General features: G+C 48.6%; 20 protein-coding genes. 16 read left to right on the top strand and 4 right to left on the bottom strand.

What is annotated here, in order from left to right; all coding sequences use genetic code 11:
• Window positions 1–39: 39 nt before the first annotated feature.
• A complete protein-coding gene (tgt, locus tag E8L90_RS13585) occupies window positions 40–1170 on the top strand; it encodes a tRNA guanosine(34) transglycosylase Tgt (RefSeq protein ID WP_137029852.1) in 1131 nt (376 codons plus the stop codon).
• Between the two features lie 18 nt (window positions 1171–1188).
• A complete protein-coding gene (gene yajC, locus E8L90_RS13580) occupies window positions 1189–1509 on the top strand; it encodes a preprotein translocase subunit YajC (RefSeq protein ID WP_137029851.1) in 321 nt (106 codons plus the stop codon).
• A gap of 49 nt (window positions 1510–1558) precedes the next feature.
• On the opposite strand, the gene E8L90_RS13575 is transcribed toward yajC, so the two are convergent.
• Entirely contained in the window at window positions 1559–1975 is a 417-nt protein-coding gene (locus tag E8L90_RS13575) for a TIGR04086 family membrane protein (RefSeq protein ID WP_137029850.1), read from the bottom strand.
• A gap of 131 nt (window positions 1976–2106) precedes the next feature.
• Between E8L90_RS13575 and corA the strand changes: the two genes are divergently transcribed.
• Together corA and E8L90_RS13565 are read left to right on the top strand one after the other, a co-directional pair.
• Window positions 2107–3084, top strand: a complete 978-nt coding sequence (gene corA, locus E8L90_RS13570) for a magnesium/cobalt transporter CorA (RefSeq protein WP_137029849.1) — start codon at window positions 2107–2109, stop codon at window positions 3082–3084.
• Window positions 3085–3152: 68 nt separating this feature from the next.
• Window positions 3153–3866: a DUF421 domain-containing protein gene (locus E8L90_RS13565; RefSeq protein WP_137029848.1), complete on the top strand. Its 714-nt coding sequence runs from the start codon at window positions 3153–3155 to the stop codon at window positions 3864–3866.
• Window positions 3867–3870: 4 nt separating this feature from the next.
• Here E8L90_RS13565 and spoVB read toward each other — a convergent pair whose 3' ends face one another.
• The gene (gene spoVB / locus E8L90_RS13560; RefSeq protein ID WP_137029847.1) at window positions 3871–5457 is read right to left on the bottom strand and encodes a stage V sporulation protein B; all 1587 of its coding nucleotides are present in this window, start codon (window positions 5455–5457) and stop codon (window positions 3871–3873) included.
• An 87-nt stretch (window positions 5458–5544) separates the two neighbouring features.
• On the opposite strand from spoVB, the gene E8L90_RS13555 reads away from it, so the two are divergent.
• The 8 genes from E8L90_RS13555 to E8L90_RS13520 all read left to right on the top strand — a co-directional run bounded on the left by E8L90_RS13555 (window position 5545) and on the right by E8L90_RS13520 (window position 14786).
• Window positions 5545–5781: a post-transcriptional regulator gene (locus tag E8L90_RS13555; protein ID WP_137029846.1), complete on the top strand. Its 237-nt coding sequence runs from the start codon at window positions 5545–5547 to the stop codon at window positions 5779–5781.
• Window positions 5782–5966: 185 nt separating this feature from the next.
• The gene (secD, locus tag E8L90_RS13550) at window positions 5967–7205 is read left to right on the top strand and encodes a protein translocase subunit SecD (protein ID WP_137029845.1); all 1239 of its coding nucleotides are present in this window, start codon (window positions 5967–5969) and stop codon (window positions 7203–7205) included.
• Entirely contained in the window at window positions 7195–8118 is a 924-nt protein-coding gene (gene secF, locus E8L90_RS13545; RefSeq protein ID WP_137029844.1) for a protein translocase subunit SecF, read from the top strand. Before secD ends, secF begins: the two co-directional genes overlap by 11 nt.
• 164 nt (window positions 8119–8282) lie before the next feature.
• The gene (recJ, locus tag E8L90_RS13540; protein WP_137029843.1) at window positions 8283–10631 is read left to right on the top strand and encodes a single-stranded-DNA-specific exonuclease RecJ; all 2349 of its coding nucleotides are present in this window, start codon (window positions 8283–8285) and stop codon (window positions 10629–10631) included.
• Window positions 10632–10643: 12 nt separating this feature from the next.
• Complete coding sequence (locus E8L90_RS13535; protein WP_137029842.1) at window positions 10644–11156, top strand: adenine phosphoribosyltransferase; 513 nt, start codon at window positions 10644–10646, stop codon at window positions 11154–11156.
• Between the two features lie 383 nt (window positions 11157–11539).
• Window positions 11540–13711, top strand: a complete 2172-nt coding sequence (locus E8L90_RS13530; protein ID WP_137029841.1) for a RelA/SpoT family protein — start codon at window positions 11540–11542, stop codon at window positions 13709–13711.
• 51 nt (window positions 13712–13762) lie between these two features.
• The gene (gene dtd, locus E8L90_RS13525; RefSeq protein WP_047072750.1) at window positions 13763–14200 is read left to right on the top strand and encodes a D-aminoacyl-tRNA deacylase; all 438 of its coding nucleotides are present in this window, start codon (window positions 13763–13765) and stop codon (window positions 14198–14200) included.
• A 25-nt stretch (window positions 14201–14225) separates the two neighbouring features.
• Window positions 14226–14786, top strand: a complete 561-nt coding sequence (locus E8L90_RS13520; protein WP_137029840.1) for a short-chain dehydrogenase — start codon at window positions 14226–14228, stop codon at window positions 14784–14786.
• Window positions 14787–14851: 65 nt separating this feature from the next.
• Here the strand turns inward: E8L90_RS13520 and E8L90_RS13515 are convergent, their stop codons facing one another.
• Window positions 14852–15394, bottom strand: coding sequence for a DinB family protein (locus E8L90_RS13515; RefSeq protein ID WP_244297218.1), 543 nt, complete (start codon window positions 15392–15394; stop codon window positions 14852–14854).
• A 194-nt stretch (window positions 15395–15588) separates the two neighbouring features.
• The gene (locus E8L90_RS13510) at window positions 15589–17433 is read right to left on the bottom strand and encodes an N-acetylmuramoyl-L-alanine amidase family protein (RefSeq protein ID WP_425267130.1); all 1845 of its coding nucleotides are present in this window, start codon (window positions 17431–17433) and stop codon (window positions 15589–15591) included.
• Between the two features lie 200 nt (window positions 17434–17633).
• Between E8L90_RS13510 and E8L90_RS30290 the strand changes: the two genes are divergently transcribed.
• The 4 genes from E8L90_RS30290 to aspS all read left to right on the top strand — a co-directional run bounded on the left by E8L90_RS30290 (window position 17634) and on the right by aspS (window position 23015).
• Window positions 17634–17804 (top strand): hypothetical protein, encoded by a 171-nt coding sequence (locus tag E8L90_RS30290; RefSeq protein ID WP_167497602.1) that lies wholly within the window; start codon window positions 17634–17636, stop codon window positions 17802–17804.
• Between the two features lie 107 nt (window positions 17805–17911).
• On the top strand, window positions 17912–19435 hold the full coding sequence (locus E8L90_RS13505; protein ID WP_137029838.1) for a coproporphyrinogen III oxidase: 1524 nt from the start codon (window positions 17912–17914) through the stop codon (window positions 19433–19435).
• 490 nt (window positions 19436–19925) lie between these two features.
• Complete coding sequence (gene hisS / locus E8L90_RS13500; protein WP_137029837.1) at window positions 19926–21200, top strand: histidine--tRNA ligase; 1275 nt, start codon at window positions 19926–19928, stop codon at window positions 21198–21200.
• Between the two features lie 24 nt (window positions 21201–21224).
• Window positions 21225–23015 carry an aspartate--tRNA ligase gene (gene aspS, locus E8L90_RS13495; protein WP_137029836.1) on the top strand — a complete coding sequence of 597 codons (1791 nt, stop codon included), beginning with the start codon at window positions 21225–21227 and terminating at the stop codon, window positions 23013–23015.
• Window positions 23016–23037: the final 22 nt, after the last annotated feature.

Below are 23037 nucleotides of genomic sequence, written 5' to 3'. Positions count from 1 at the left end.
AGGTAAGACTTACATACATAGCTTGAGGAGTGCAAAGATTTGGCTGTACGCTACGAGTTAATCAAAACATGCAAGCAAACTGGTGCACGTCTCGGTAAGCTACATACACCTCATGGGACGATTGACACCCCTGTCTTTATGCCTGTCGGTACACAAGCGACAGTAAAGACGATGAGCCCCGAGGAGTTAAAAGCGATTGGTGCGGGCATCATCCTTAGTAATACGTACCATTTGTTTCTTCGTCCAGGGCATGAAATTGTTCGCGAGGCAGGTGGACTGCACGGCTTTATGAATTGGGACCGTGCCATTCTGACTGATTCCGGCGGTTTTCAAGTATTTAGCCTTAGTAACCTCCGCAAGATCACGGAGGAAGGAGTATCCTTCCGTTCCCACCTAAACGGAGAAAAGCTGTTTATTGGTCCTGAAGAGGCGACACAGATTCAAAACGCGTTGGGTGCCGATATTTTCATGGCATTCGATGAGTGTGCTCCTTATCCTGCGGAGTACGATTACGTAAAAAAATCAATGGAGCGTACAACCCGCTGGGCGGAGCGTTGCCTGAAGGCGCATACTCGTCCAAACGAGCAAGCGCTGTTTGGAATCGTTCAAGGTGGAATGTACAACGATCTACGCGCACAAAGTGCACGTGATCTCGTTTCCATGGATTTCCCAGGATACGCGATCGGTGGTTTGAGCGTGGGGGAACCGTTTCCTTTGATGTACGAAGTGCTGGAGCATACCGTTCCACTGCTTCCGACAAGCAAGGCCCGCTATTTGATGGGGGTTGGTTCACCAGATGCTCTTATCGATGGAGCGATCCGCGGCATCGACATGTTTGATTGTGTGTTGCCAACAAGAATCGCACGCAATGGGACATGCATGACAAGCCAAGGAAGACTGGTCATCCGCAATGCAAAATACGCGCGCGACTTTACTCCGCTTGATCCAAATTGCGATTGCTACACCTGCAAAAATTACACACGTGCTTACATCCGACATCTGGTCAAGTCGGAGGAAACCTTTGGCATCCGATTAACTACCTACCATAACCTGTACTTCTTGGTAAAGTTAATGGAACAGGTGCGTCAGGCGATTGCCGAAGACCGCTTGCAAGATTTCCGCGACCAGTTTTTCGCTCAATATGGATTGGGTGAAGGTAGATCTTTTTAATCGAGGGGGATTTTTTTCATGGAAGGCTGGACTCAGTTTGTACCGATTATCATCATGTTTGCGATTTTTTACTTCTTGCTGATTCGTCCGCAACAAAAGAAGGCAAAACAACGCAACGCAATGCTTGCTGCTCTGAAAAAAGGCGACAAGATCGTAACAATCGGTGGAGTGCATGGAACGATCCAAGAACTGTCTGATGATACTGTTACGTTGCGTATTGCTCACAACGTAAACGTTACTTTTGATCGTGGCGCGATCAACAACGCTGTTTCTACCAGTAACGAACCTGTAAAGAGTGAAACAGCGAAGAGCGAAGTAGCAAAAGAAGAATCCAAATAATACATGCGAAAAGCAGGTGGGTGATCCACCTGCTTTTTTCTGTCTTGTTTTAGCGGCGAGGCTTGATAACTTTAGGTTTACCGCCTTTATGCTTGTTGTTGGAATTGGCCGAATTCACGCCGAGAATCCCACCTAATGCAGCCACTCCAAAAGCACCGAACAAGAACAGGAAGGTTCCCCATTGCATCGGGGCGTTGAAGCCTAGGAAGCCGATCAAGAGGATGAAGAGAAAGTAAGTGAGTCCGGTAAGTCCGCCGTAGTACCAGCCTCTGCCGCCGCAACGACGTCCAGTAACGAATCCCCCGATCAAGAGGGCGATGGCATTGATCACGTACGTAAAATAGGGCAGCGTACCTTCACGTATCGAGGTAAAGCTAAGGAGCAGGGTTGCGAGCAACGCTCCAATTAAAACAAGACATGTCGTATACAATAGACCGGTCAGTACAGAGGTGGATGCACTTCGCACGGTATGTACCCCCTTAATTGGAAGTGTTTGTACATCTATATGAGAGGCTTGGCTCACGTATTCATCTTCGCGTTGAACATTGATAGGAATTTTCGTATGATGGATGGGGAACGAGACGGGGGTGAGGAAGATTGATTAAAACGTACTTTTATAACCACTCTGAACAGAAGATGTTTCACGACGTTGATCTGGCAACCAAAGATCAATGGTTGAAATCACCAGAGGATTTGCTCTGGATCGATCTGTATGATGTGGGAAACAATGAACTGCCCTATATTGCCAAGATTTTCGACTTTCACCCGCTGGCAATTGAGGACTGCCTGCACGTCAGTCCGCGTGCCAAGGTAGACAAGTACGATGACTACTATTTCTTCGTTTTTCACGCCCTGCGTTACAATGAAGAAAGTGATGACGAGATCACAACGGTAGAACTGAACGTTTTTCTCGGCCCTAACTACATCGTGACGATCCACAAGTCTCCGATGAATACCATTGGTCGGATCGCTGCCATGTGTCACCGCAACATTTCTTACTTGAACAGAGGTCCTGACTATTTGCTGTATGCCATTGTAGACGGGATTACCGATGAATACTTTCCCATTATTGATCGGATTAGTGTGCGGATTGACGAGCTGGAGGACGAGATTTATGAACATCAGATGGAGGAAATTACCGAAGAGTTCCTGGCGTTGAAGCGAACGATTATTTTAATCAGGCGTGTGATCATGCCGCAAAAAAGAATTTTCGCGAACGTCAACGGCCGTTACTCCTTCGACATTTCCGAGGAAAACGTTCCGTTCTACACCGACCTAACAGACCACTTGGAAAGGATTTCGGATTCTACGGAAACCTTCCGTGATCTGGTGAACGGTGCTTTGGATACGTACTACACCATCATTAGCGCCAAAACAACGGAGACGATGCGTGTTCTTACCATCATCTCCACAATCATCCTTCCGTTGACATTTATCACCGGACTATTCGGGATGAATACTTTCGCATGGCTAGGTGAAGAAGCAGAACCGTATATGCTGATCGTGGCACTCGTGATTATGTTAGGCATGACGTTTACCATGCTTCATATTTTCCGCAAGCGAAAGTGGCTGTAATTGGTGCTAATACTTTCCCTGCCCCCTGTTGAACACTAGTATCAAATGTTCTTTGGGGGGCAGCGTAAGTGGAAAATCTTACAATGGTGTTACTTCGCACCCTTTTCTCGTATTTTTTCCTCCTGATTTTAGTGCGGTTGATGGGAAAGCGGGAATTGGGAAAGCTGTCCGTTTTTGATGTGGTCATCTCGATCATGCTTGCAGAAATGGCTGCACTGGCAATTGAGGATGTCGATAAGCCTGCCCTTCGGTTTTATTTGCCGATGCTGTTGATTGCCTTATTGGAAGTCGCCTTTGCTTATTTGTCTTTAAAGAGCAAGAAATTCCGCGATACAGTGGACGGCTCTGCCGATTTGATTATAGAAAATGGGCAAATCAGGGAGCAGGCGATGCGTCGCAATCGCTTGAACATGGATGATTTGATGGTACATCTGCGACAAAAAGACGTAAAAAGCATTGCCGATGTTGAGTTTGCGTTGTTGGAGCCAACCGGACAAATGAGTGTGTTTTTAAAGGAGCAAAAAGATAAGGTCACGAGGGAAGATCTCGCGTTGATGCAGAAGCCACAGGTCGGTCCTGTCTCGTACAAAGGTCTGCCCATCCCACTGATTCTCGATGGCAAGGTGAGAACGGAGGCATTGAACAAGATTGGACAAAACCAGCTTTGGCTGAAACGAGAAATCCGGAAATACGGAATCAAAGACATTCGAGAAGTTTCTTTTTGCAGCATTGACGAACGTGGCATCATGTATTTGGACAAAAAAGACAAGCCGCTGCAATAAGTTACTAGCGGCGAGGGAAGAACACAGCGAGTTGTTCGCCAATCCACGGAATGCGACGCACGTCTTGCTTACCCAAGACGCGCATGGCAACGAGCAGGATAACGTATAGCAAAGTGCTAATGAAGGTGCTTGCAGTCAATAGCTGTCCAATCGAAATGTCCGTAAACCAGTGCTTGGCAATGTAGGAACCGGAATAACCCATGAGCAGCATGGCGACCGCGATTTTGCCGAATTCCCGAAGGTCGACCGTAAAACCAATTTTTTTGATCAGGCTGGCAAAATGCAATAATGTCCCAAGGGTAATGCCGATATTCAGGGCAATGACAGCGCCGTGAATGCCGAATGCTGGATGTGCCGTGAAAAAAAACATGGCGACAGTTTTGATGATGGCACTGATCAGCGTATTTCGAAAGACGACCTGAGCGTAATCGAGTCCTTGCAAGGCGGCGGCAAGCGGTGCTTGAAAAAACAGGAAGACGGAGAATGGTGCCAGCTCTTTTAGTAGCACGCCAACCTCCCGATACTCACTGCCGTAGAGCAGGACACATAAAGGTTCTGCAAAAATAGTGAGCAAGACGGTACAAGGTGCTCCAATGACGAGTGTAATCCGCATGGCTTGATAAATGCGGCGATGCACGAGTGGAGCGTTTTTTTGATAGGCCGCTTCCGCCACGGCAGGAACGAGGGAAACGGACAAGGAATACGTTAAAAAAGTGGGGAAAAGCACCAAAGGAACGGCCATCCCGGCAAACTGTCCGTACAAACCAGTAGCAGTCGAGGTGGTAAAGCCTGCTATGACGAGTGCGTACGGTACGATCATCGGCTCTAGCACGTAAGCAATGGAGCCAATGACGCGGCTAAGCGTGACAGGGAGTGCGACATGGATGAGTTGCGACAAGCTCTTTTTGCTTGCTGAAACCGTCATGAGAAGAGGCTTATCCAGAAGCTCGGCTGCTGCTTTTTTGCTGCCTTTTCTATACTGCCAGAGAATGTACACGAGTCCGGCGGCTTCCCCAAAAATAATGCTGGCGACAGCCCCTGCTGTGGCGTACTCAATGCCTGCCGAGAGAAAAGACATCGTCATGACAACGACCAGTGCCATTCGGACGACTTGCTCCACAAGTTGAGAGACGGCAGTAGGGATCATGTTTTGCTTGCCTTGGAAGTATCCTCGCAGGACAAGAGAAATGCCGGAAATCGGGATGACCGGAATGGCTGCAAGCAGAACAATGTGTGCACGAGAGTCCGCGAATAGCATTCCGGAAATCCATTGAGAGAACAAGAGGAGCAGGACGCAAATGAAGAGGCTAATCCCGCCGGCGACCGACAAGGCTAGTAACAAGAACCGGCGAGTCAGCCGCGGATTATTAGCTGCTTCCGTCTCTGCCACTTGTTTTGCAATGGCAACCGGAAGTCCGAATGTCGTCACAGTAATCAGAAAGTATAAAAGGGGCACAACCATCTGATAAAGCCCCATTCCTTCCGCTCCGATAATGCGCGACAACACGATCCTGTGAGCAAAGCCAAACACTTTGGTGATGCCACCAGCAATTATGAGGATGACCGTTCCGTAAAAGAAGGATTGTTTCATGGAAGGCTCCTTTGCAAGGATAAATTCACTCAGTAAAGAATATGGACGTGCCGCTGTCGGCATGACTACTTTGAGGGGGAAATTGGGATGGACCAAGCGCAAAAACAGGAATGGTATGGGCAAGTTGCCAGTCTTTGTGCAAGCAAGGCAGAGGAATTTGCTTTCTTGGGGTACGATAATGTTGCACCTGAAGACGTTTGGGAATGCGTCACGAACGGCTATAAAGAAGTGCCACCGATACACCAGCTTGTCAACGACATTTTGTCCTTGAAGCCTAACAAGTACATGAATTACCTCATGATTCAAATGTACAAAAATTCTTAGGGATTTTATAGAAACTTCCGACCGCCCTCTTCGTATACGTACATGTCGCGAAAAACGCAAGGGGTTGGTTACCATGGTTCACATTTCCAGCAATAATTGACACGTTTTTTTGTACTTCGTTATAATGGGCATATTGGTTTCTCGTCTAGGACGGGACCCTGTTAGGAAAGAGGGGTATTACTACTATGGTTAAATGGGGAAGATTCCTCCTGTTTCTGGTCGTTGTAGGGCTTTTGGCTACGCTTGTAGCAACTACGACCAAGCAGGTGGCAGGAAACATCACACTCGGTCTGGACCTGCAGGGCGGGTTTGAGATTCTGTATGAGGTAGAGCCTATCGAGGCTGGGCACAAAGTTGATATCGAGCTTTTGAAATCAACAGCTCACATGATTGAAAGACGGATTAACATCGGTGGTGTGGCTGAGCCAGTCACCACAGCCGAATTGCCAAACCGGATTCGTGTTCAAATCGCATCACAATCAGCGGATCAGGACAAGCTTCGCGAGTTGATCGGGAAGCCTGCTCATCTGACATTCCGTGATGAAAATGGCAAGGTTATGTTGCAAGGAAGTGACTTGGCTCCAAACGGGGCAGCAGTTGGTTACGACGAGCTGAAACGCCCGCTCGTTACCCTGAAATTCTCTGACCCGAAGAAGCTAGAAGACGCCACACGTGCAAACCTGCACAAGCCAATGGCGATCTTTTTGGATGAGACGATGCAAACCAATCCGACCATTCAATCTGTCATTACTGGTGGTAGCGCGCAAATTACCGGAAATTACACACAGGAATCGGCACAGGAATTGGCTGATCTGCTGAATTCCGGTGCGATGCCAGCCAAACTGGTTGAGAAGCAAGTTACCTCCGTGGGTGCTTCCTTGGGAACTCTGGCTCTGGAGAAAACCTTGTATGCAGGGTATATCGGGGCTGCGCTGATCTTTATTTTCATGCTAGTTGTTTACCGTATGCCAGGTATGATTGCGAACATTACCTTGGCTGGATTTACCTATTTTTGTATGGTCGTACTCGACTGGATGCATGCAACGCTGACGCTGCCAGGTATTGCTGGATTTATTTTGGCCGTGGGGATTGCCGTAGATGCTAACATCATTACATATGAGCGCATCCAGGAAGAAATTCGTTCTGGCAAGACGGTCCTCTCTGCCTTCCGTGCAGGTGAACGCCGTTCCTTGATTACGATTATCGATGCTCACGTGACGACACTGATTGCAACGGGCGTTCTATTTTTCTTCGGGACGAGCTCCGTGCAAGGCTTCGCTGTTGTATTGGCGATGACGATTATCGTAAGTATCATTACCAACGTGTTTGGGTCCCGCTTCCTCCTCTGGCTGGTTGTCCGTTCCAACATGTTTAAAAAGCCGTTCTGGTTCGGGGTAAAGGAGAGTGAGATCCGTGAGCTATGATAAAGACCATACTGTAATCAGATTTGACATCGTGAAAAATCGCAGGAAGTTTTTCATCGCTTCCTCTGTGATTATTATCATCGGCCTTCTGTTTACGCTATTTCAAGGGCTTCACCTTGGCGTTGACTTCAAGGCAGGAACTCGCTTGGATCTTTTCATTGGAAAAACATTCAATCCGGCAGATGTAGAAGCAGTGATCAAGAAAGAGGTTCCTGATGTGAATTTCAGCAAGGTCATTCCGTATGGAACAGATCTAAGTCAGGCCTATACTCGTTTTGATCAAACCATCTCATCCGACACGCTGATGAAAGTGGAAAATGCGCTCAAAGCAAAATATGGTGAGCAAGTTAGTAAACAGGTTTCGTCGGTTGATCCGAGTATTGCGCAAGAGATGGTGCAAAAAGCAGCGATTGCGGTTGCGATTGCTGCTGTGGGAATTGCCATCTACATCGCGATCCGCTTCCAATGGCTGTTCGGTATTGCATGTGTCGTAGGGCTTGCGCATGACGTGTTTATTCCGATTGCGTTGTTCTCTATCCTCGGGTTGGAGGTAGACATTACCTTTATCGCCGCGCTTCTGACGATCTTGGGTTACTCGATTAACGATAAAATCGTTATTTTTGACCGGATTCGGGAGAACTTGAGAACAATGAAATCCAAGACAATTCCTGAACTGGAACATCTGGTGAACGTGTCACTGTGGCAAACCATGCGCCGTTCTGTATACACGGTAGCGACTGTATTCTTCACAGCTCTTGCCCTTGCTGTTTTGGGAAGCGAGAGCATTCAGAACTTCTCCTTGGCCCTGCTGTTCGGTCTGGTGAGTGGTACGTATTCCTCTATCTTTATTGCAGCCCAAGTATGGGTGAATCTGAAAGAACGGAATATGAAAAAGAAAAAAGAAGTAGTGTAAATGTGGACGAAACCGCAGGTAAACCCTGCGGTTTTTCTATTTTCTGTTTCTGTATTTGCCACAGTTTGAAGCCGCATGAGAGTTTTGCATAAAACGGTATGTTTTATGCAGTTGTCAGCTTCCTGCTCCATCTACTATAATGAATGAGGATTGGAGGAAAGCCCATGCTGAAAGCGAAAACACGCTGGAAACTGGCCACCTATGATGAGCAGCTAGCTGCTAGTATTGCCGCAGATTGCCAGCTTACTCCGCTCGTATCCAAGTTATTGGTGATACGTGGCATTGACACATCACAAAAGGCTCGTGATTTTTTGCAAGCCGGTCCAGAATTGTTTCATGACCCTTTCTTGCTGGATGGAATGGAACAAAGCGTGCATCGCATTCAACAAGCCATTCAAAGGCAAGAACCGATTTGCATATACGGCGATTACGACGCCGATGGGGTTAGCTCCACATCGCTAATGGTACATCTACTGCGCCAACTCGGCGCTGTTTTTGACTACTACATTCCCAACCGTTTTACAGAAGGGTATGGGTTACATAAAGACGCATTGGCGCATCTGCATCATAGCGGCTATAAGCTGATCATTACTGTCGATACAGGGATCAGTGCAGTGGAGCAGGTAGCGTACGCGAACCAGTTGGGTCTTGACGTCATTGTAACCGACCATCACGAACCTCCGGCAGTCATCCCGGAGGCATTTGCTGTGATCAACCCCAAGAAGCCTGGTTGTTCATACCCGTTTGATATGTTGGCGGGAGTGGGAGTCGCCTTTAAAGTGGGGCATGCCTTGCTGAAGGAGCCGCCTCTGCATTTGGCAGATTTGGCTGCATTGGGGACGATAGCGGATCTGGTGCCGTTGGTAGATGAAAATCGCATTCTTGCTCGAGCGGGATTAAAGCGCTTAAATCATACAAGGAATCTTGGTCTGCAAGCCTTAATCCGAGTTTGTGGGTTGGCCGATACCGAGCTGTCTGCGGGACATGTAGGCTTTGCGCTCGGACCGCGTCTGAATGCGAGTGGAAGGCTGGAGACGGCTGAATCCGCCGTGAAACTGCTGACGACTTCGGATATGGACGAAGCAGAGAAATGTGCCCAGGCGCTGGACGACTTAAACCGCGAACGTCAGGAAATCGTCGCAGCGATGACTGAGGAAGCTGTACAGATGGTGAATGAGCTGTATCCGCCAGACCAGAACAATGTTCTCGTCCTGGCTAAAGAAGGCTGGAACGTGGGCGTGGTAGGGATCGTAGCTTCCCGATTGGTCGAGCTTTTTTATCGTCCAACGATTGTGCTTGGCATTGATCCGGAAAAAGGAACGGCAAAAGGCTCGGCACGAAGCATTGCAGGTTTTGATATGTATGAAGGTCTGACTGCTTGCAAGGAATGGCTACCGCACTATGGGGGTCATACGATGGCAGCGGGGATGACCTTGCCTGTAGAAAATCTCGACTTATTACGTCAAAAATTAAACGAGCTCGCCGGAGAGTGGTTGTCCGATGAAGACTTCACGCCGATGACCAAAGTGGACGTGGCGATGAGTATGGAAGAGATTAGCTTGACCGCAGCGGAGCAACTCGAACAGCTCGCCCCATATGGCATGGGGAATCCAACACCGCTCGTTTTGTTAGAAGAAGTAGAAACACAAGGGATGCGCACCATTGGGCGAGATGACAATCATTTAAAGTGTACATTGAACAAAGCGGGAACCTCTTTGGATGCCATTGGCTTCAACTGGGCACATGTAACAAAGAGAGTAACGCCCAAGGCACGTTTTCACGTATTGGGAGAATTGTCTGTAAACGAATGGAACGGAAATCGAAAGCCTCAGCTGACGATCCGTGATTTGTCTGTTGGACACCAGCAAGTGTTTGACTGGCGAGGCAGTCGTGACAAGATAGAGAAATGGCAGCAAGTGATGACGGAGTCCAATTCGGTGACCATTCTGTTTCGCGAGGATAGCTATGAGCCATTGGTAGCGAAAGCGACAAGCGATCAGGTGAATTTCTTGTTCGTGGTTGGTCGAGAGGGGACGAACATCACAGCCTCTTCCAACGTGATTTTGTATGATTTGCCGACGCGTCGTTCCGAATTGGAAGTGGTTCGTGTCTTGCTCAAACAAGCGGAGCGCATATACTGTTTGTTCGGTGATCCGGATTTAGGAATGGAGCGGCTTTCCTGTCCGGGCCGGGATCATTTTAAACAGTTGTACCAGTTTTTTGTTCAGGTGCCAACTGTTAAAAAAATCCATATGGATGCATTGGCCAGAAAGCTGCAATGGAAAAGAAATCTATTGGACGGCATGATTGCCATTTTTATGGAGCTGGAGTTTTTAGTAGAGGAGGACGAGCAGTACACGCTGCAGGCCAACACTGCGAAAAGGCCGCTCGAGAGCTCTGTACTCTACGCGAATTGGAAGGAAGAGGCACAGCTTGCTACGGATTTATTACTTTCTTCTTCTGATGCAATGATTCAAGCGCTTCATCAATTGGTGGAACCAACCACTGTTTAGGAGGAATTTTTCATGGATTTTAAACAATACATTCGTGTTATCCCAGATTTTCCACAGCCAGGTATTCGTTTCAAGGACATCACTACTCTGTTGAAGGATGGCCCTGCTTACAAAGCTGCGATTCAAGACTTGGCTGTCTTCGCTCGTGAAGTACAAGCAGACGTGATTGCGGGTCCAGAAGCTCGTGGATTCGTAGTAGGTGCGCCATTGTCGTACGAAATGGGAATTGGCTTTATACCAATCCGCAAGTCTGGCAAGCTGCCATATGAATCCATCAAAGCGGATTACGACCTGGAGTATGGAAAAGATGCACTCGCTGTACACGTAGATGCGATCCAACCAGGTCAGCGTGTCCTGATTGCAGACGATTTGCTGGCGACAGGTGGAACCATTGAGACAACAATCAATTTGATTGAGCAACTTGGAGGCAAAGTAGTAGGAGCTGCCTTCTTCATTGAACTGTCCTACTTGGATGGACGTAGCAAAATAGGTGAAATTCCTATCAAATCGCTCGTTCAATATTAATTGATGAAATAAGGAAAAACGGGTGAAATGCCCGTTTTTTTCTTTTTTCTGCGGCTGCACATACTTTACAGGGGAATTCAGCTTTACAAGACGAACGACATACAAGATAATAGTATGAAATAGACAGACATGACACGTGCAAGTAAGCCTTCGCCTGCGCCAAAAGACTTGGCAACGCCCAAGTTTTCTAGACGTATAGGAAAGTTCAAGTGCTTCACAGTGCGAAATACGTCCAGGCTTAAACTTTCCGGAGCGCATCACGAAGTGCCTCAGCGTCTGCTTCCGGCAATACTTCGGTGAAACTTTCCGCTATAATGCGGTCGCTCCTCCGTGAGAAGGCCTCGAACGAGGTTATTTTACTGAGAGGATAAGGGAAGGGAACTATGATTACCGGCATTGATGAGATAGTAAAAAAAGCAAGCACCTATTTATCACAATCGGATATGGACCTGATTACACGTGCCTATCAGCTTGCCGAAAAAGCGCATGAAGGGCAAATACGCAAATCAGGCGTTCCTTACATTATGCACCCAATCGCCGTGGCGGGGATTCTCGCAAACCTGCACATGGATGCCGTTACGATTGCGGCTGGATTTTTGCATGATGTCGTGGAAGATACTGAGATTACGCTTGATCATCTCCGTGAACAGTTCGGACCGGATGTAGCTCTCCTGGTAGATGGAGTGACCAAGCTGGAAAAAATTAAATACAAGTCCAAGGAAGAGCAGCTCGCCGAAAACCACCGCAAGATGCTGGTTGCCATGGCACAGGACATCCGCGTCATCATGATTAAGCTGGCAGACCGTCTGCACAACATGAGGACACTTCGGCACATGTCCGAGGAGAAGCAACGCGAGATTTCCGATGAAACGCTGGAAATCTTTGCGCCACTTGCTCATCGCTTGGGGATCGCTTCCGTCAAATGGGAGCTGGAAGATACGGCGCTTCGATATTTGAATCCGCAACAGTATTATCGGATTGTGAATTTGATGCAAAAGAAACGGGTGGAGCGCGAAGCCTATCTGAATGAAGCATCGGATACGATCAGAGAAAAGCTGGGCGAGTTAAACATCGAGGCAGAAATTTCGGGACGTCCAAAGCATATCTACAGCATCTTTAAAAAGATGACGAGACAAAATAAGCAGTTCAACGAGATTTATGACCTGCTTGCGTTGCGGATCATTGTGAATGACATCCGCGATTGTTATGCGGTTCTCGGTATCGTGCACACCCTGTGGAAGCCGATGCCAGGCAGATTCAAAGATTACATTGCCATGCCAAAGACGAATATGTACCAATCACTTCATACTACAGTGATTGGGCCAAAAGGTGAGCCATTGGAAGTGCAAATCCGCACGTGGGATATGCATCAGACAGCAGAGATCGGGATCGCGGCTCACTGGGCGTACAAGGAAGGCAAAAGCATCGTGCAAGGCTCTTTTGCAGAAAAGCTGGGTAGTCTGCGGGAGATTATCGAAGGTGGATCGGAAGAAGCTCCGAACGCGCAAGAGTTCATGGAAAGTCTCAAGCAGGATCTTTTCTCCGATACGGTTTTCGTCTTCACGCCAAAAGGCGATGTAGTTGAGCTACCAAAAGGCTCTGTACCACTGGACTTCTCCTACCGGATTCACTCTGCGGTAGGAAACAGAACAATTGGTGCTAAAGTGAACGGCAAGATTGTACCGCTCGACTATGCGATGAAAACAGGCGATATTGTCGAAATCCTGACCTCTAAGCATTCGTACGGTCCAAGTCAGGACTGGCTAAAGATGGCCAAATCCGCGCATGCTCGCAATAAGATTAAACAGTGGTTTAAAAAAGAGAAGCGGGAAGAGAACGTCGCCAAGGGTCAGCAAATGGTGGAAGCGGAGATCAAGTCGCGCAGCTTTGATGTAAAAGAAGCGATGACGGAAACAAACCTGAAGGAAGCGGCAGCCCGGTTTAATTTCCAAGGCGCAGAAGACATGTTTGCCGCAGTCGGCTATGGCGGCATTACGGCTTCGCAAATTGCGACTCGTCTCCTTGATAAACTCCGTCGGGAGCGCGAAGAACAAAACCCGACTATTCCTGAGGTCAAACCGAATTTAGCAAATCGTTCTGCCAAGAGTGAGTCTGGCGTCAAAGTCCGTGGCTTGGATAATTTGCTCGTTCGTATTTCTCGTTGTTGTACACCTGTCCCAGGCGACCAGATTATTGGTTTCATTACAAGAGGTCGTGGGGTATCGGTGCATCGACTGGACTGTCCGAACGTACTGACTGACGAATGTACAGAGCGTCTGATTGATGTCGAATGGGATACCGATTTCAAACATAATTTCCATGTAGAGATCGAGATCACGGGCAATGATCGGAGCGGATTGTTAAACGATGTATTGCAGGTTGTGGCAGAGACAAAGACGAACATTGCGGCTGTCAGTGGCAAGTCCGATAAAAATCGAGTAGCAACGATTCATATGACCATCTCGATTAGCAATGTGGATCATTTGTTGAAAGTAGTAGAGCGTATCAAGCGCATCAAAGATATTTATTCGGTTCGCCGGATACTGAGCACCTGATCCCTCGTGGATTGGGTGTTCTTGTTTACATAACAGGAAGGATGAGTCAGTGTGAGGGTTGTCGTACAAAGAACGAGAGAAGCGAGTGTGACCGTAGCAGGAGAGATCGTCGGACAAATTGATCACGGCTTAATGCTGCTGGTAGGAATTACGCATGAAGACACAGAAAAAGAGGTAGAATTTGTCGCAGACAAAATTGCGAACCTGCGTATTTTTGAAGACGAGGAAGGCAAAATGAACTTCTCTGTTTTAGACAAGGGTGGTCAAATTTTGTCTGTATCCCAATTTACGCTGTATGGTGATTGTAGAAAGGGCAGAAGACCCAATTTCATGGCTGCCGCACGACCAGAGCAGGCTGAACCGCTGTACGAGCTGTTTAACGCCAAGCTGCGTGAAAAAGGGCTCCAGGTGGAAACAGGACGCTTTGGAGCAATGATGGACGTGCGTCTGCTAAATGATGGTCCTGTTACTCTGATTGTGGAATCGTAAGCACAACCATCAGGGGGAATGAAATATGGCCCAGGAAGCATTGGTGATTGGTGCGAGTGGCATGCTTACAGAGGTCTCCCGCTGGCTGGCTCGCCAAGGTTATGAAGTAACCGTACTAGGTCGTGATCCAGTCAAATTAAGAAGTGTCAGAGACGGTTCAACTCATCCAGAGTCGATTCATTTGCTATCTCAGGACTACCACCAGACAGATAGATTGCATCAGGCTATCGCCGATCTTGTAGAGAAGAGAGGGCCGATGGATGTGGTTGTCGCGTGGATTCATTCGACTGCACCGCATGCGCTGCCTGTGATCGTGGAAGAACTGTCGCGTCCTGAGAAGCACTGGCAATTGCTGCATGTGTGTGGGAGTGCTGCTTGGAGAAATCCAATGACAGAGCCTACATCGGAATTCTGTATGTACCGACGGGTTATCCTTGGTTTTACATGTGCAGGTGAGCATACGCGCTGGCTGACAAATGATGAAATTGCAGATGGAGTGATTGACGCTCTGCAAACAACTGAACGGCAAATGATCGTCGGTCAAGTCGAGCCGTGGGAAAAACGCCCGGCGTATGAAGCCATATAGCAGAGTCAAAAACAAAAAACGATTGCCTGGTGCAATCGTTTTTGTCGTTTCAGTACGGAATTGGGTCAGTGAATGAAATGGGTTGCTGGGAGGATCAGATTTTTGCCGATCAGGTTTGCAGAAATCGGCTTTTTCCCGATTTCTCGTGCCCATATCGATAGCTGTCCGACATGGTGGATTTCATGAGCGACCATGTGCCGCATAATTTCACCCCAAGTGTACGTAGCGATGCTGCCCCCTGGTTTCGTATCCTGAAAGGTCCTTGTTTCCATACTTTCATCCCAATTGCGCAAAAATTGAAGCACATCGGGGCGAAAAGTTGCCTCCAGCTCACGAACCTTTTCCAACCGGTTGTGAAGGTCGAAGCTTTCTTGAAAATCCGGCCTTCCCAGCATGACTTGAATCCAGCTCCACTCTACATCTATGACATGGAACAGTGTATGCAAAATACCCCCCACTCCCCCGATGTGCGGACGAAGCAATTCCTCCATCGGAACATCCTCACACCATTTCAGCCATTCTTCACGAACCATCCAATTGTACTCAAACATGGTTTTAATAGAAATCACTCCATTTTCAAAGGTTAACTTGTGATCACCTGCGTCCATACCGTGCGATTACTGATAGTGTGATTGTTTTTCATCCGTCATCACTCCTTTCGATGCCTTATGATATTCGCAAATCCTTTGGGAATTCCTGCCTGTCTATCCTTGATGCGATCGGGTACACCCAAAATGAAAACCCTCATACGAGAGGGCTTTGAGCCAGCTTCTTTCGCATGGGGGTTTTGGTAAGAGAGGGATTAGCCTCCCTGATTGCTTTGTGTATTAAAGTACTGGATAATCCCTTTGAACAGACCTTCCGCTGCAAGATCCTGTTGTTTTTCGGAACGTGCGCGAATCTCATCGTTGTAGTTGGATAAGAAGGAGATCTCGGCCAAAATGGATGGCACCGGGTTTTCGCGCAGAACGAAATAGTTTCCGTACCGATAATTCATGTCCTTGTAGCTCGTCGCTTTCACCAGTTCCGTTTGAACGAGGGAGGCGAGCTTGCTAGAGTTACCTTGGCTGTAGTAGAAAACTATCGAACCATTCGTTGCAGAGTTTGGATGCGTATTATGGTGGACGCTGACAAAAATAGTAGCCTGATTCTGAATCGCGATGTCAACGCGCTGTTGCAGGGTTAGCTTGCGATCATCAGCCCGTGTCATGATGACTTTGGCACCTGCCGCTTCCAATTTGTTGCGCAGGAGCATAGCTACTTGCAGGTTGACCGTTTTCTCTAATGTAGAGAAGCTGGAGCCAGTCGAACCACCATCTGTGCCACCATGTCCAGCATCGACGACGATGACTTTGCCGGCAAGATCATTACTGCGTACGACTGCTGGCGCACCATTAGCAGAAACGAGCCAGCCTGCGATGTAGCCTGTGGAGCCGTCAAGGAAGCTTACTTGGAACCACTCGCCTGATTTATTGGCAATTCCGTATTTCTCGCCAGGCTGTACCTGCTTGATAACATCGTGATCGGTACTCGGACCAGAGCGAACATTGGTATCTGGATTCATGATCGTCACGTATGGGCCACTCGGAGTAGGCATGCTTGGTTGGTCCACCGTAATGTGCCAGCCTGCTACCCAGCCAGTTTTTCCGTCCGCCGCTTTGATGCGGTACCAGTCTTCTCGTTTTTCCAAAACGGTCAGCTTGCTTCCGGTTGGAAGTGTAGCTTGAATGGCACTGGTTGTGTTCGGTTCACTGCGTAGATTCAATCCGTCCGTTTTTACTGTGGCGGTTTGACTTGAAGAAGATGGTTGTCCAGTCTGAGGTTGCGTGTTTCCATTTCCATTTTCGGGTAGAGTCGGTTGACCTGTATTTGGGTTGGTTTGATCGGTGGAGAGCCAAGCATTGACTCCATCGTAAGGGAATTGAATCCAACCATTTTGTTTGTTCAATACCGTGATTTTCTCGCCCGCATGCAGTTGACCGATAGCAGGTGTACTGGCATCTGGCGTGGCGTATACGTACGGAGCGAAATCTAAGGTTAGGCTGGTTCCTTGTACGGCAGGAGGCTTCGGTTGTGAGCCTGTGCCCGCTGGATTGGTCGTTGGGGGTGTACTTCCTGTAGAGGGAGGAGAAACTGCTTGTCCCGCACCTACTTCTTTTACAAGCCAGTTTGCAACCCAGCCTTTTGTTCCTGCGTTGAGTTGAATTTGGAGCCATTCGCCATTCGTTTGCACGATAGGGTAGCGTGTACCTGGATTGATTGTTTGTACGACTGCATATGTCTGACCGGGTCCAGAACGAACATTGAGATTCGTTGTGGTGCTCTCCACTTGCTTGGCTGATACAGTTGCTGGTTTCTGTTGCTGTTGCTGTGTGCTGACGAGCCAGTTCGCTACCCAACCGTTTTGACCGTTCGGAAGCTTTACTTGAATCCAGTCATTTTTGGTAGAGATGACGGGTAGCACAGTTTTGTTCGGCAGTGTAGTGACGATAGCGTCTTGGAGGCTGGGACCTGAACGGACATTGAGCTTGTCCACGGTGACCTGAACAGAACCGGCGGCCCAGGCTGCAGAAACGGGGAGGGAAATGGCACAGACGACAGTCAGGAGACTCCTCAGGATCTTTTGACGAACAAACACGATAGACATCCTTTCCGAAATACGTAGCTTTTTGGATTCATTGCGATCTTGCATGTTTTTACCAAAGTTATCACTTCGCTATTTCTCCTGCTTTTTCCTGCAAAAAACGACAAAGTTCTGCATGGCTTCCCTGATTGCTTTTCAATAGGCAAGGCAATACTAGATTTTATTAGATGCTAGCGCATGCAGCTTTTCAGGAGGAGTTCATCGTGAGACAGTCAAAAAAGGAAACATTCGCGCAAGGATTGAATCGGCAGTTTTTGTCTGTTGATTTTCAAGACGATTTGGAGAAAGAAACGTCACTACAAAATGTAGAAATGGCACAAGATTTTCATCCGGGCTTACGGGATATCCAACACCCCAGGCAAAAACGAACATGACCGTTTTTGCCACCTTGCACACGATGCCACAACTTGTCTAGTTGACCCGAGTAATTCTCGTCGGCTATGATGAGGAGTGGCATTTTTGAAAAAAGCAGGTGAACTCCATGATACAGATCATATGTGAGGGACACGCATTCGAGCGGGAACTCTCCTTAATTCTCGCGTTATTTTACGAAGATCCAGCGCTCACTTTTGTGCCCGCGTGGACAGATGAGGCTGATTTGAAATTCAAGCTGGCATTGACCGTGCATGAAAATGGAGTCGTGGCTTCGGGAGAGTTATACGATGGCAAACGGAGCATCTCTCATCAGGTGGAGCGTGACTACGTAGCACGAGATGAAAAAGCGATGAAAAAGACGGCCAAGCAAGCTCTTTGCTATGCGCTGTTATTGATGCTGGAAGAATACACGGGCATAGAGCAAGGTTGGGGAATTTTGACCGGGATACGCCCGACGAAACTGCTGCATCAGTTGAACGCCGCTGGTGTAGACAGACAGGAAGCACATAAGAGATTGCAGCAGGATGTGATTTTGCGTCCATATAAGCTAAAGCTTTTGCAAGAAATCATAGACAAGCAGCTCTACGTCGTGCCTGATTTGTACCAGATTGACCGCGAGCTATCGGTATATATCGGCATCCCATTTTGCCCGACGAAGTGTGCGTACTGTACGTTTCCAGCTTACGCGATTCGCAGTCATACCGCTTCGGTTAATCCGTTTCTCGAAGGTCTCCATTACGAGATGGAGCGGATGGGGGAGTGGCTTCGGGCGAATGACCAAAGGATCACGTCCATTTATTTCGGTGGCGGAACCCCTACGAGTATTACCGCAGATGACATGAACCAGTTGTTTGAGACGATGCATCGTTCGTTTCCACACATGGGAGAAGTGCGTGAGTTGACAGTTGAGGCGGGAAGACCCGACACGATTACACGCGAAAAGCTAGATGTCATGAAGCGGTGGGAAGTAGATCGGATCAGTATTAATCCACAGTCGTTCACGCAGGAGACGCTCCAGGCAATCGGACGTCACCACACGGTCGAAGAGACGATTGAGAAATACCATCTGGCTATGGAGATGGGTTTGACTAATATTAATATGGACCTGATCATCGGGCTGCCCAACGAAGGCGTAGCCGAGCTGGCGCACAGCCTCCAAGAGGTAGAAAAGCTAATGCCTGCCTCGCTGACGGTGCATACGCTGTCTTTCAAGAGAGCATCTGAGATGACGCAAAACAAGGACCGCTACAAGGTCGCCAGTCGCGATGAAATTAGCAAGATGATGGGGATGGCCTCCGAGTGGACAACAGCGAACGGCTATGACCCGTACTATTTGTATCGGCAGAAAAACATTTTGGGAAATCTGGAGAATGTCGGGTATGCCCAGCCAGGGCAGGAGAGCATCTACAACATTATGATCATGGAAGAGGTACAAACCATCCTTGGTCTCGGCTGTGGTGCAGTGTCCAAGCTGATGGCTCCAGGAAGCGGCAAGCTGACGCGCTTTCCGAATCCAAAGGACCCGAAAACGTACAATGACACGTACAAGGTTCTAGTCGAAAACAAGCTCCGGGATTTGGATGAAATCTATTCGGGTGCGAGAACGGCTGGACAGGTATCTGACAAGTAAGTGATGGATATACTGATCCTTAATAAAAAAAGTTTTATTCGAGCGCCTGTTGACGGCTGTTGGCGGGTTTGCTATGATTCACATTAAGCTTTTTATTGAATAAGAAATGATCTGATGACGGGAACAAGTATCTAGGAACCGGATACCCAGAGAGAAAGCGCCGTGGCTGAGAGTGCTTTCGTATAACGGCTTGGTGAATGACATCCCTGAAGACCGCAGTGAACGGCTGAAAGAAATCTCTTTCCCCAGTAACTGGCAGGCGTGTGCCGGCGTTAACGGCTAATAAGTGGGATAGCCTTTTGTGAGTGTAGGGCTATTCAAACAGGGTGGCACCACGGGAGTATAACCAGTCTCTCGTCCCTGACATGCGGCGATTTGCTAAATGTCAGGAGACGAGGGACTTTTTTATTTGGTCAAAAATAAAGGTTCCTTGATCCTGAAGGTTTGGCTTTAGCCCGAGTTTTTGAAAAGACATGGAGGTTCGAGAGGAATGACAAGAATCCAGATCCCACGCGGTACGCAGGATATCATGCCTGGTACTGTAGAGCTGTGGCACTACGTGGAGGCCAAGGCCCGCGATCTGTGTCGCCGCTCCAATTACGCGGAAATTCGCACGCCGCTGTTTGAGAGCACAGAGTTGTTCCAACGGGGTGTAGGCGAGACCACGGATATCGTGGAAAAAGAAATGTACAGTGTAGCCAACCCGCGCAGTACGGATGCTCTCACGCTGCGTCCAGAAGGGACTGCGGGTGTTGTACGTTCCTACGTGGAAAACAAGCTGTACGGTGTGCCTAATCAGCCTACCAAGCTGTACTACTTAGGACCGATGTTCCGTCACGAGCGTCCGCAAGCAGGCCGTTATCGCCAATTCGTCCAATTCGGTGCAGAAGCGATCGGTTCAAGCGATCCAGCAATCGATGCAGAAGTCATTGGCCTTGCGATTCGTCTGTATCAGGAGCTCGGATTGACAGGACTTTCTGTGGAATTGAACAGCGTAGGTACAGGAGAAGACCGGGCGCGTCACCGTGAGCACTTGCTCGCACATTTGAACGGCGTTCGCTCCGAGCTTTGCGAGGACTGTCAATCTCGTATTGATCGCAACCCGCTGCGCGTGCTCGATTGCAAAAATGAAAAATGCAAAACACTAACGATGGACGCACCGTCCATTTTGGACTACTTGAGCGAAGAATCCGCGGCACACTTCGAAGCCGTACAAAACTACTTGACCGCGCTGGATATTCCGTTTCATGTAAATCCGCGTCTGGTTCGCGGCTTGGACTATTACACACTGACTGCATTTGAAATCAAAATGGCAGAGATCGGTGCGGTAGAAACACTTTGTGGCGGTGGGCGTTACAACGGACTGGTTGCAGAGCTGGGCGGAGACGATATGCCGGGCATCGGCTTCGCACTCAGTATCGAGCGTCTGCTGTTGGCTCTGGAAAAGCAAGGTGTTCAACTGCCGATCTCGGGTGGCATCGACTGCTTCGTAGTGGTGCAGACACCAGAAGCGAAAACAACAGCTTTCGTTCTCGTCGACCAATTGCGCCAAGCTGGGATTGCGGCTGAGCTGGATTATCTGGACCGGAAAATGAAAGCACAGTTGAAGCAAGCAGATCGTCTCCAGGCTCGCTTTACGGCGATCATCGGTGAGTCTGAATTAGCGAATGGCACGGTTGTTCTAAAGGAAATGGCAACAGGCGAGCAACAAGAAGTGAAACGCGAGGAACTCGTTGCGGTACTCGCTGCAAAAGCAAATCAATAAAACAAATGGTTGGGGGAAATGATCATGTCTTGGCAATATCGCACCGTACATGGTGGAGAAGTAACAACAGCACACGTTGGGCAAGAAGTCGTACTGAACGGCTGGGTACAAAAGCGTCGCGACCTCGGAGGCGTCATCTTCATCGACTTCCGTGACCGCACTGGCATCGTCCAAATCGTATTCAACCCAGAGTACAACAAAGAAGCTTGGGAAGCGGCTGACAAGGTTCGCAGCGAATACGTACTGGTTGTAAAAGGGAAAGTTGTAAACCGTGCACCAGAAGCAGTCAATCCGAAACTGAAAACCGGCGAAGTAGAAGTGCACATCTCTGAAATCGAAATCTTGAACGATGCAAAAACGCCTCCGTTCCTGATTGAAGACGAGATCGATGTAGATGAACAAGTTCGTTTGAAATACCGCTACCTGGACTTGCGCCGTCCAGAAATGCAGCGCTCCCTGCTTTTGCGTAGCAAAGCAGCAAAAGCTTTCCGTGACTACCTGGATGAGAACAACTTCCTGGAAATCGAAACACCAATTCTCCAGAAGAGCACGCCTGAGGGCGCACGTGACTACCTCGTGCCTTCCCGTGTACATCCAGGCGAGTTCTACGCACTGCCGCAATCGCCACAGTTGTTCAAACAGCTTTTGATGGTATCCGGTTTGGAGCGCTACTACCAAATTGCTCGTTGCTTCCGTGACGAAGACCTGCGTGCTGACCGTCAGCCTGAATTTACTCAAGTGGACATTGAGACCTCTTTCCTGTCTATGGAAGAAATCTTGCCAATGATGGAAAAGATGGTTGCTCACGTATTCAAGCAAACAGTTGGCGTAGACGTACCGACTCCATTCCCTCGTCTCACGTATGCGGATGCAATGGCGCGTTACGGTTCTGATAAACCAGACGTACGTTTCGGCATGGAGCTGACAGACGTATCTGATCTGGTTGCGACAAGCGACTTCAAGGTGTTTGCAGCAGCAGTAGCTGGCGGCGGACAAGTAAAGGCGATCAACGCAAAAGGTTGCGGACACTACTCCCGTAAAGAAGCAGACGATCTGGGCAAATTCGCTTCCCGTTATGGCGCGAAAGGCTTGGCTTGGATCGGCTTCAAAGACGGCGAAATCAAAGGGCCAATTGCGAAGTTCTTTAAAGAAGAAGAAATCAACGAGATGAAAGCACGCTTGGCAGTAGAAGAAGGCGACTTGCTCTTGTTCGTTGCTGACAAACCAAAAGTAGTAGCTGATGCACTGGGTGCCCTTCGCTCCAAGCTGGGTGCTGAACTCGGTCTGATTGACCAAAGCAAGTTCGCATTCCTGTGGGTAGTAGACTTCCCGCTGGTTGAGTGGGATGAGGATGCAAAACGCTACGTTGCCCTGCACCATCCGTTCACGCGTCCAAAAGACGAAGACCTGCACCTGTTCGACACCGATCCAGGTCAAATGCGCGCACAAGCGTATGACATGGTTCTCAACGGATACGAGCTCGGCGGAGGTTCCATGCGGATCTACAAGCGCGACGTGCAAGAAAAAATGTTTACCGCACTTGGCTTCTCACCAGAAGAGGCGCGTAAACAATTCGGCTTCCTCATGGATGCATTCGAGTACGGTACACCTCCACATGGTGGAATCGCACTTGGCTTGGACCGCCTGATCATGCTCTTGGCTGGCCGCACCAACCTGCGCGAAGTCATCGCATTCCCGAAAACAGCAAGTGCGAGCGACCTGATGGTAAATGCTCCAGATGTAGTGGACGGAAAACAATTGAAAGAGCTGTCCATTGCAACAATTGTCACAGAAGAAGAAAAGGTAGAAGCGTAATCGACTTGCGCAACTGCATTGC

Origin of the sequence: Brevibacillus antibioticus, assembly GCF_005217615.1 — a bacterium.
GTDB lineage: Bacteria > Bacillota > Bacilli > Brevibacillales > Brevibacillaceae > Brevibacillus > Brevibacillus antibioticus.
Note: the sequence above shows the minus strand (reverse complement) of the source record. Positions and strands in the feature narration are given on the sequence as shown.

What these genes read in the sequence shown, in the direction of transcription:
- recJ (WP_137029843.1), top strand. Translation starts at nt 8,283, where the DNA reads ATGCTGAAAGCGAAAACACGCTGGAAACTGGCCACCTATGATGAGCAG.
- E8L90_RS13515 (WP_244297218.1), bottom strand. Translation starts at nt 15,394, where the DNA reads ATGGACGCAGGTGATCACAAGTTAACCTTTGAAAATGGAGTGATTTCT.
- E8L90_RS13510 (WP_425267130.1), bottom strand. Translation starts at nt 17,433, where the DNA reads ATGTCTATCGTGTTTGTTCGTCAAAAGATCCTGAGGAGTCTCCTGACT.
- E8L90_RS13505 (WP_137029838.1), top strand. Translation starts at nt 17,912, where the DNA reads ATGATACAGATCATATGTGAGGGACACGCATTCGAGCGGGAACTCTCC.
- E8L90_RS13535 (WP_137029842.1), top strand. Translation starts at nt 10,644, where the DNA reads ATGGATTTTAAACAATACATTCGTGTTATCCCAGATTTTCCACAGCCA.
- secD (WP_137029845.1), top strand. Translation starts at nt 5,967, where the DNA reads ATGGTTAAATGGGGAAGATTCCTCCTGTTTCTGGTCGTTGTAGGGCTT.
- aspS (WP_137029836.1), top strand. Translation starts at nt 21,225, where the DNA reads ATGTCTTGGCAATATCGCACCGTACATGGTGGAGAAGTAACAACAGCA.
- spoVB (WP_137029847.1), bottom strand. Translation starts at nt 5,457, where the DNA reads ATGAAACAATCCTTCTTTTACGGAACGGTCATCCTCATAATTGCTGGT.
- yajC (WP_137029851.1), top strand. Translation starts at nt 1,189, where the DNA reads ATGGAAGGCTGGACTCAGTTTGTACCGATTATCATCATGTTTGCGATT.
- E8L90_RS13555 (WP_137029846.1), top strand. Translation starts at nt 5,545, where the DNA reads ATGGACCAAGCGCAAAAACAGGAATGGTATGGGCAAGTTGCCAGTCTT.
- hisS (WP_137029837.1), top strand. Translation starts at nt 19,926, where the DNA reads ATGACAAGAATCCAGATCCCACGCGGTACGCAGGATATCATGCCTGGT.
- E8L90_RS13520 (WP_137029840.1), top strand. Translation starts at nt 14,226, where the DNA reads ATGGCCCAGGAAGCATTGGTGATTGGTGCGAGTGGCATGCTTACAGAG.
- E8L90_RS13530 (WP_137029841.1), top strand. Translation starts at nt 11,540, where the DNA reads ATGATTACCGGCATTGATGAGATAGTAAAAAAAGCAAGCACCTATTTA.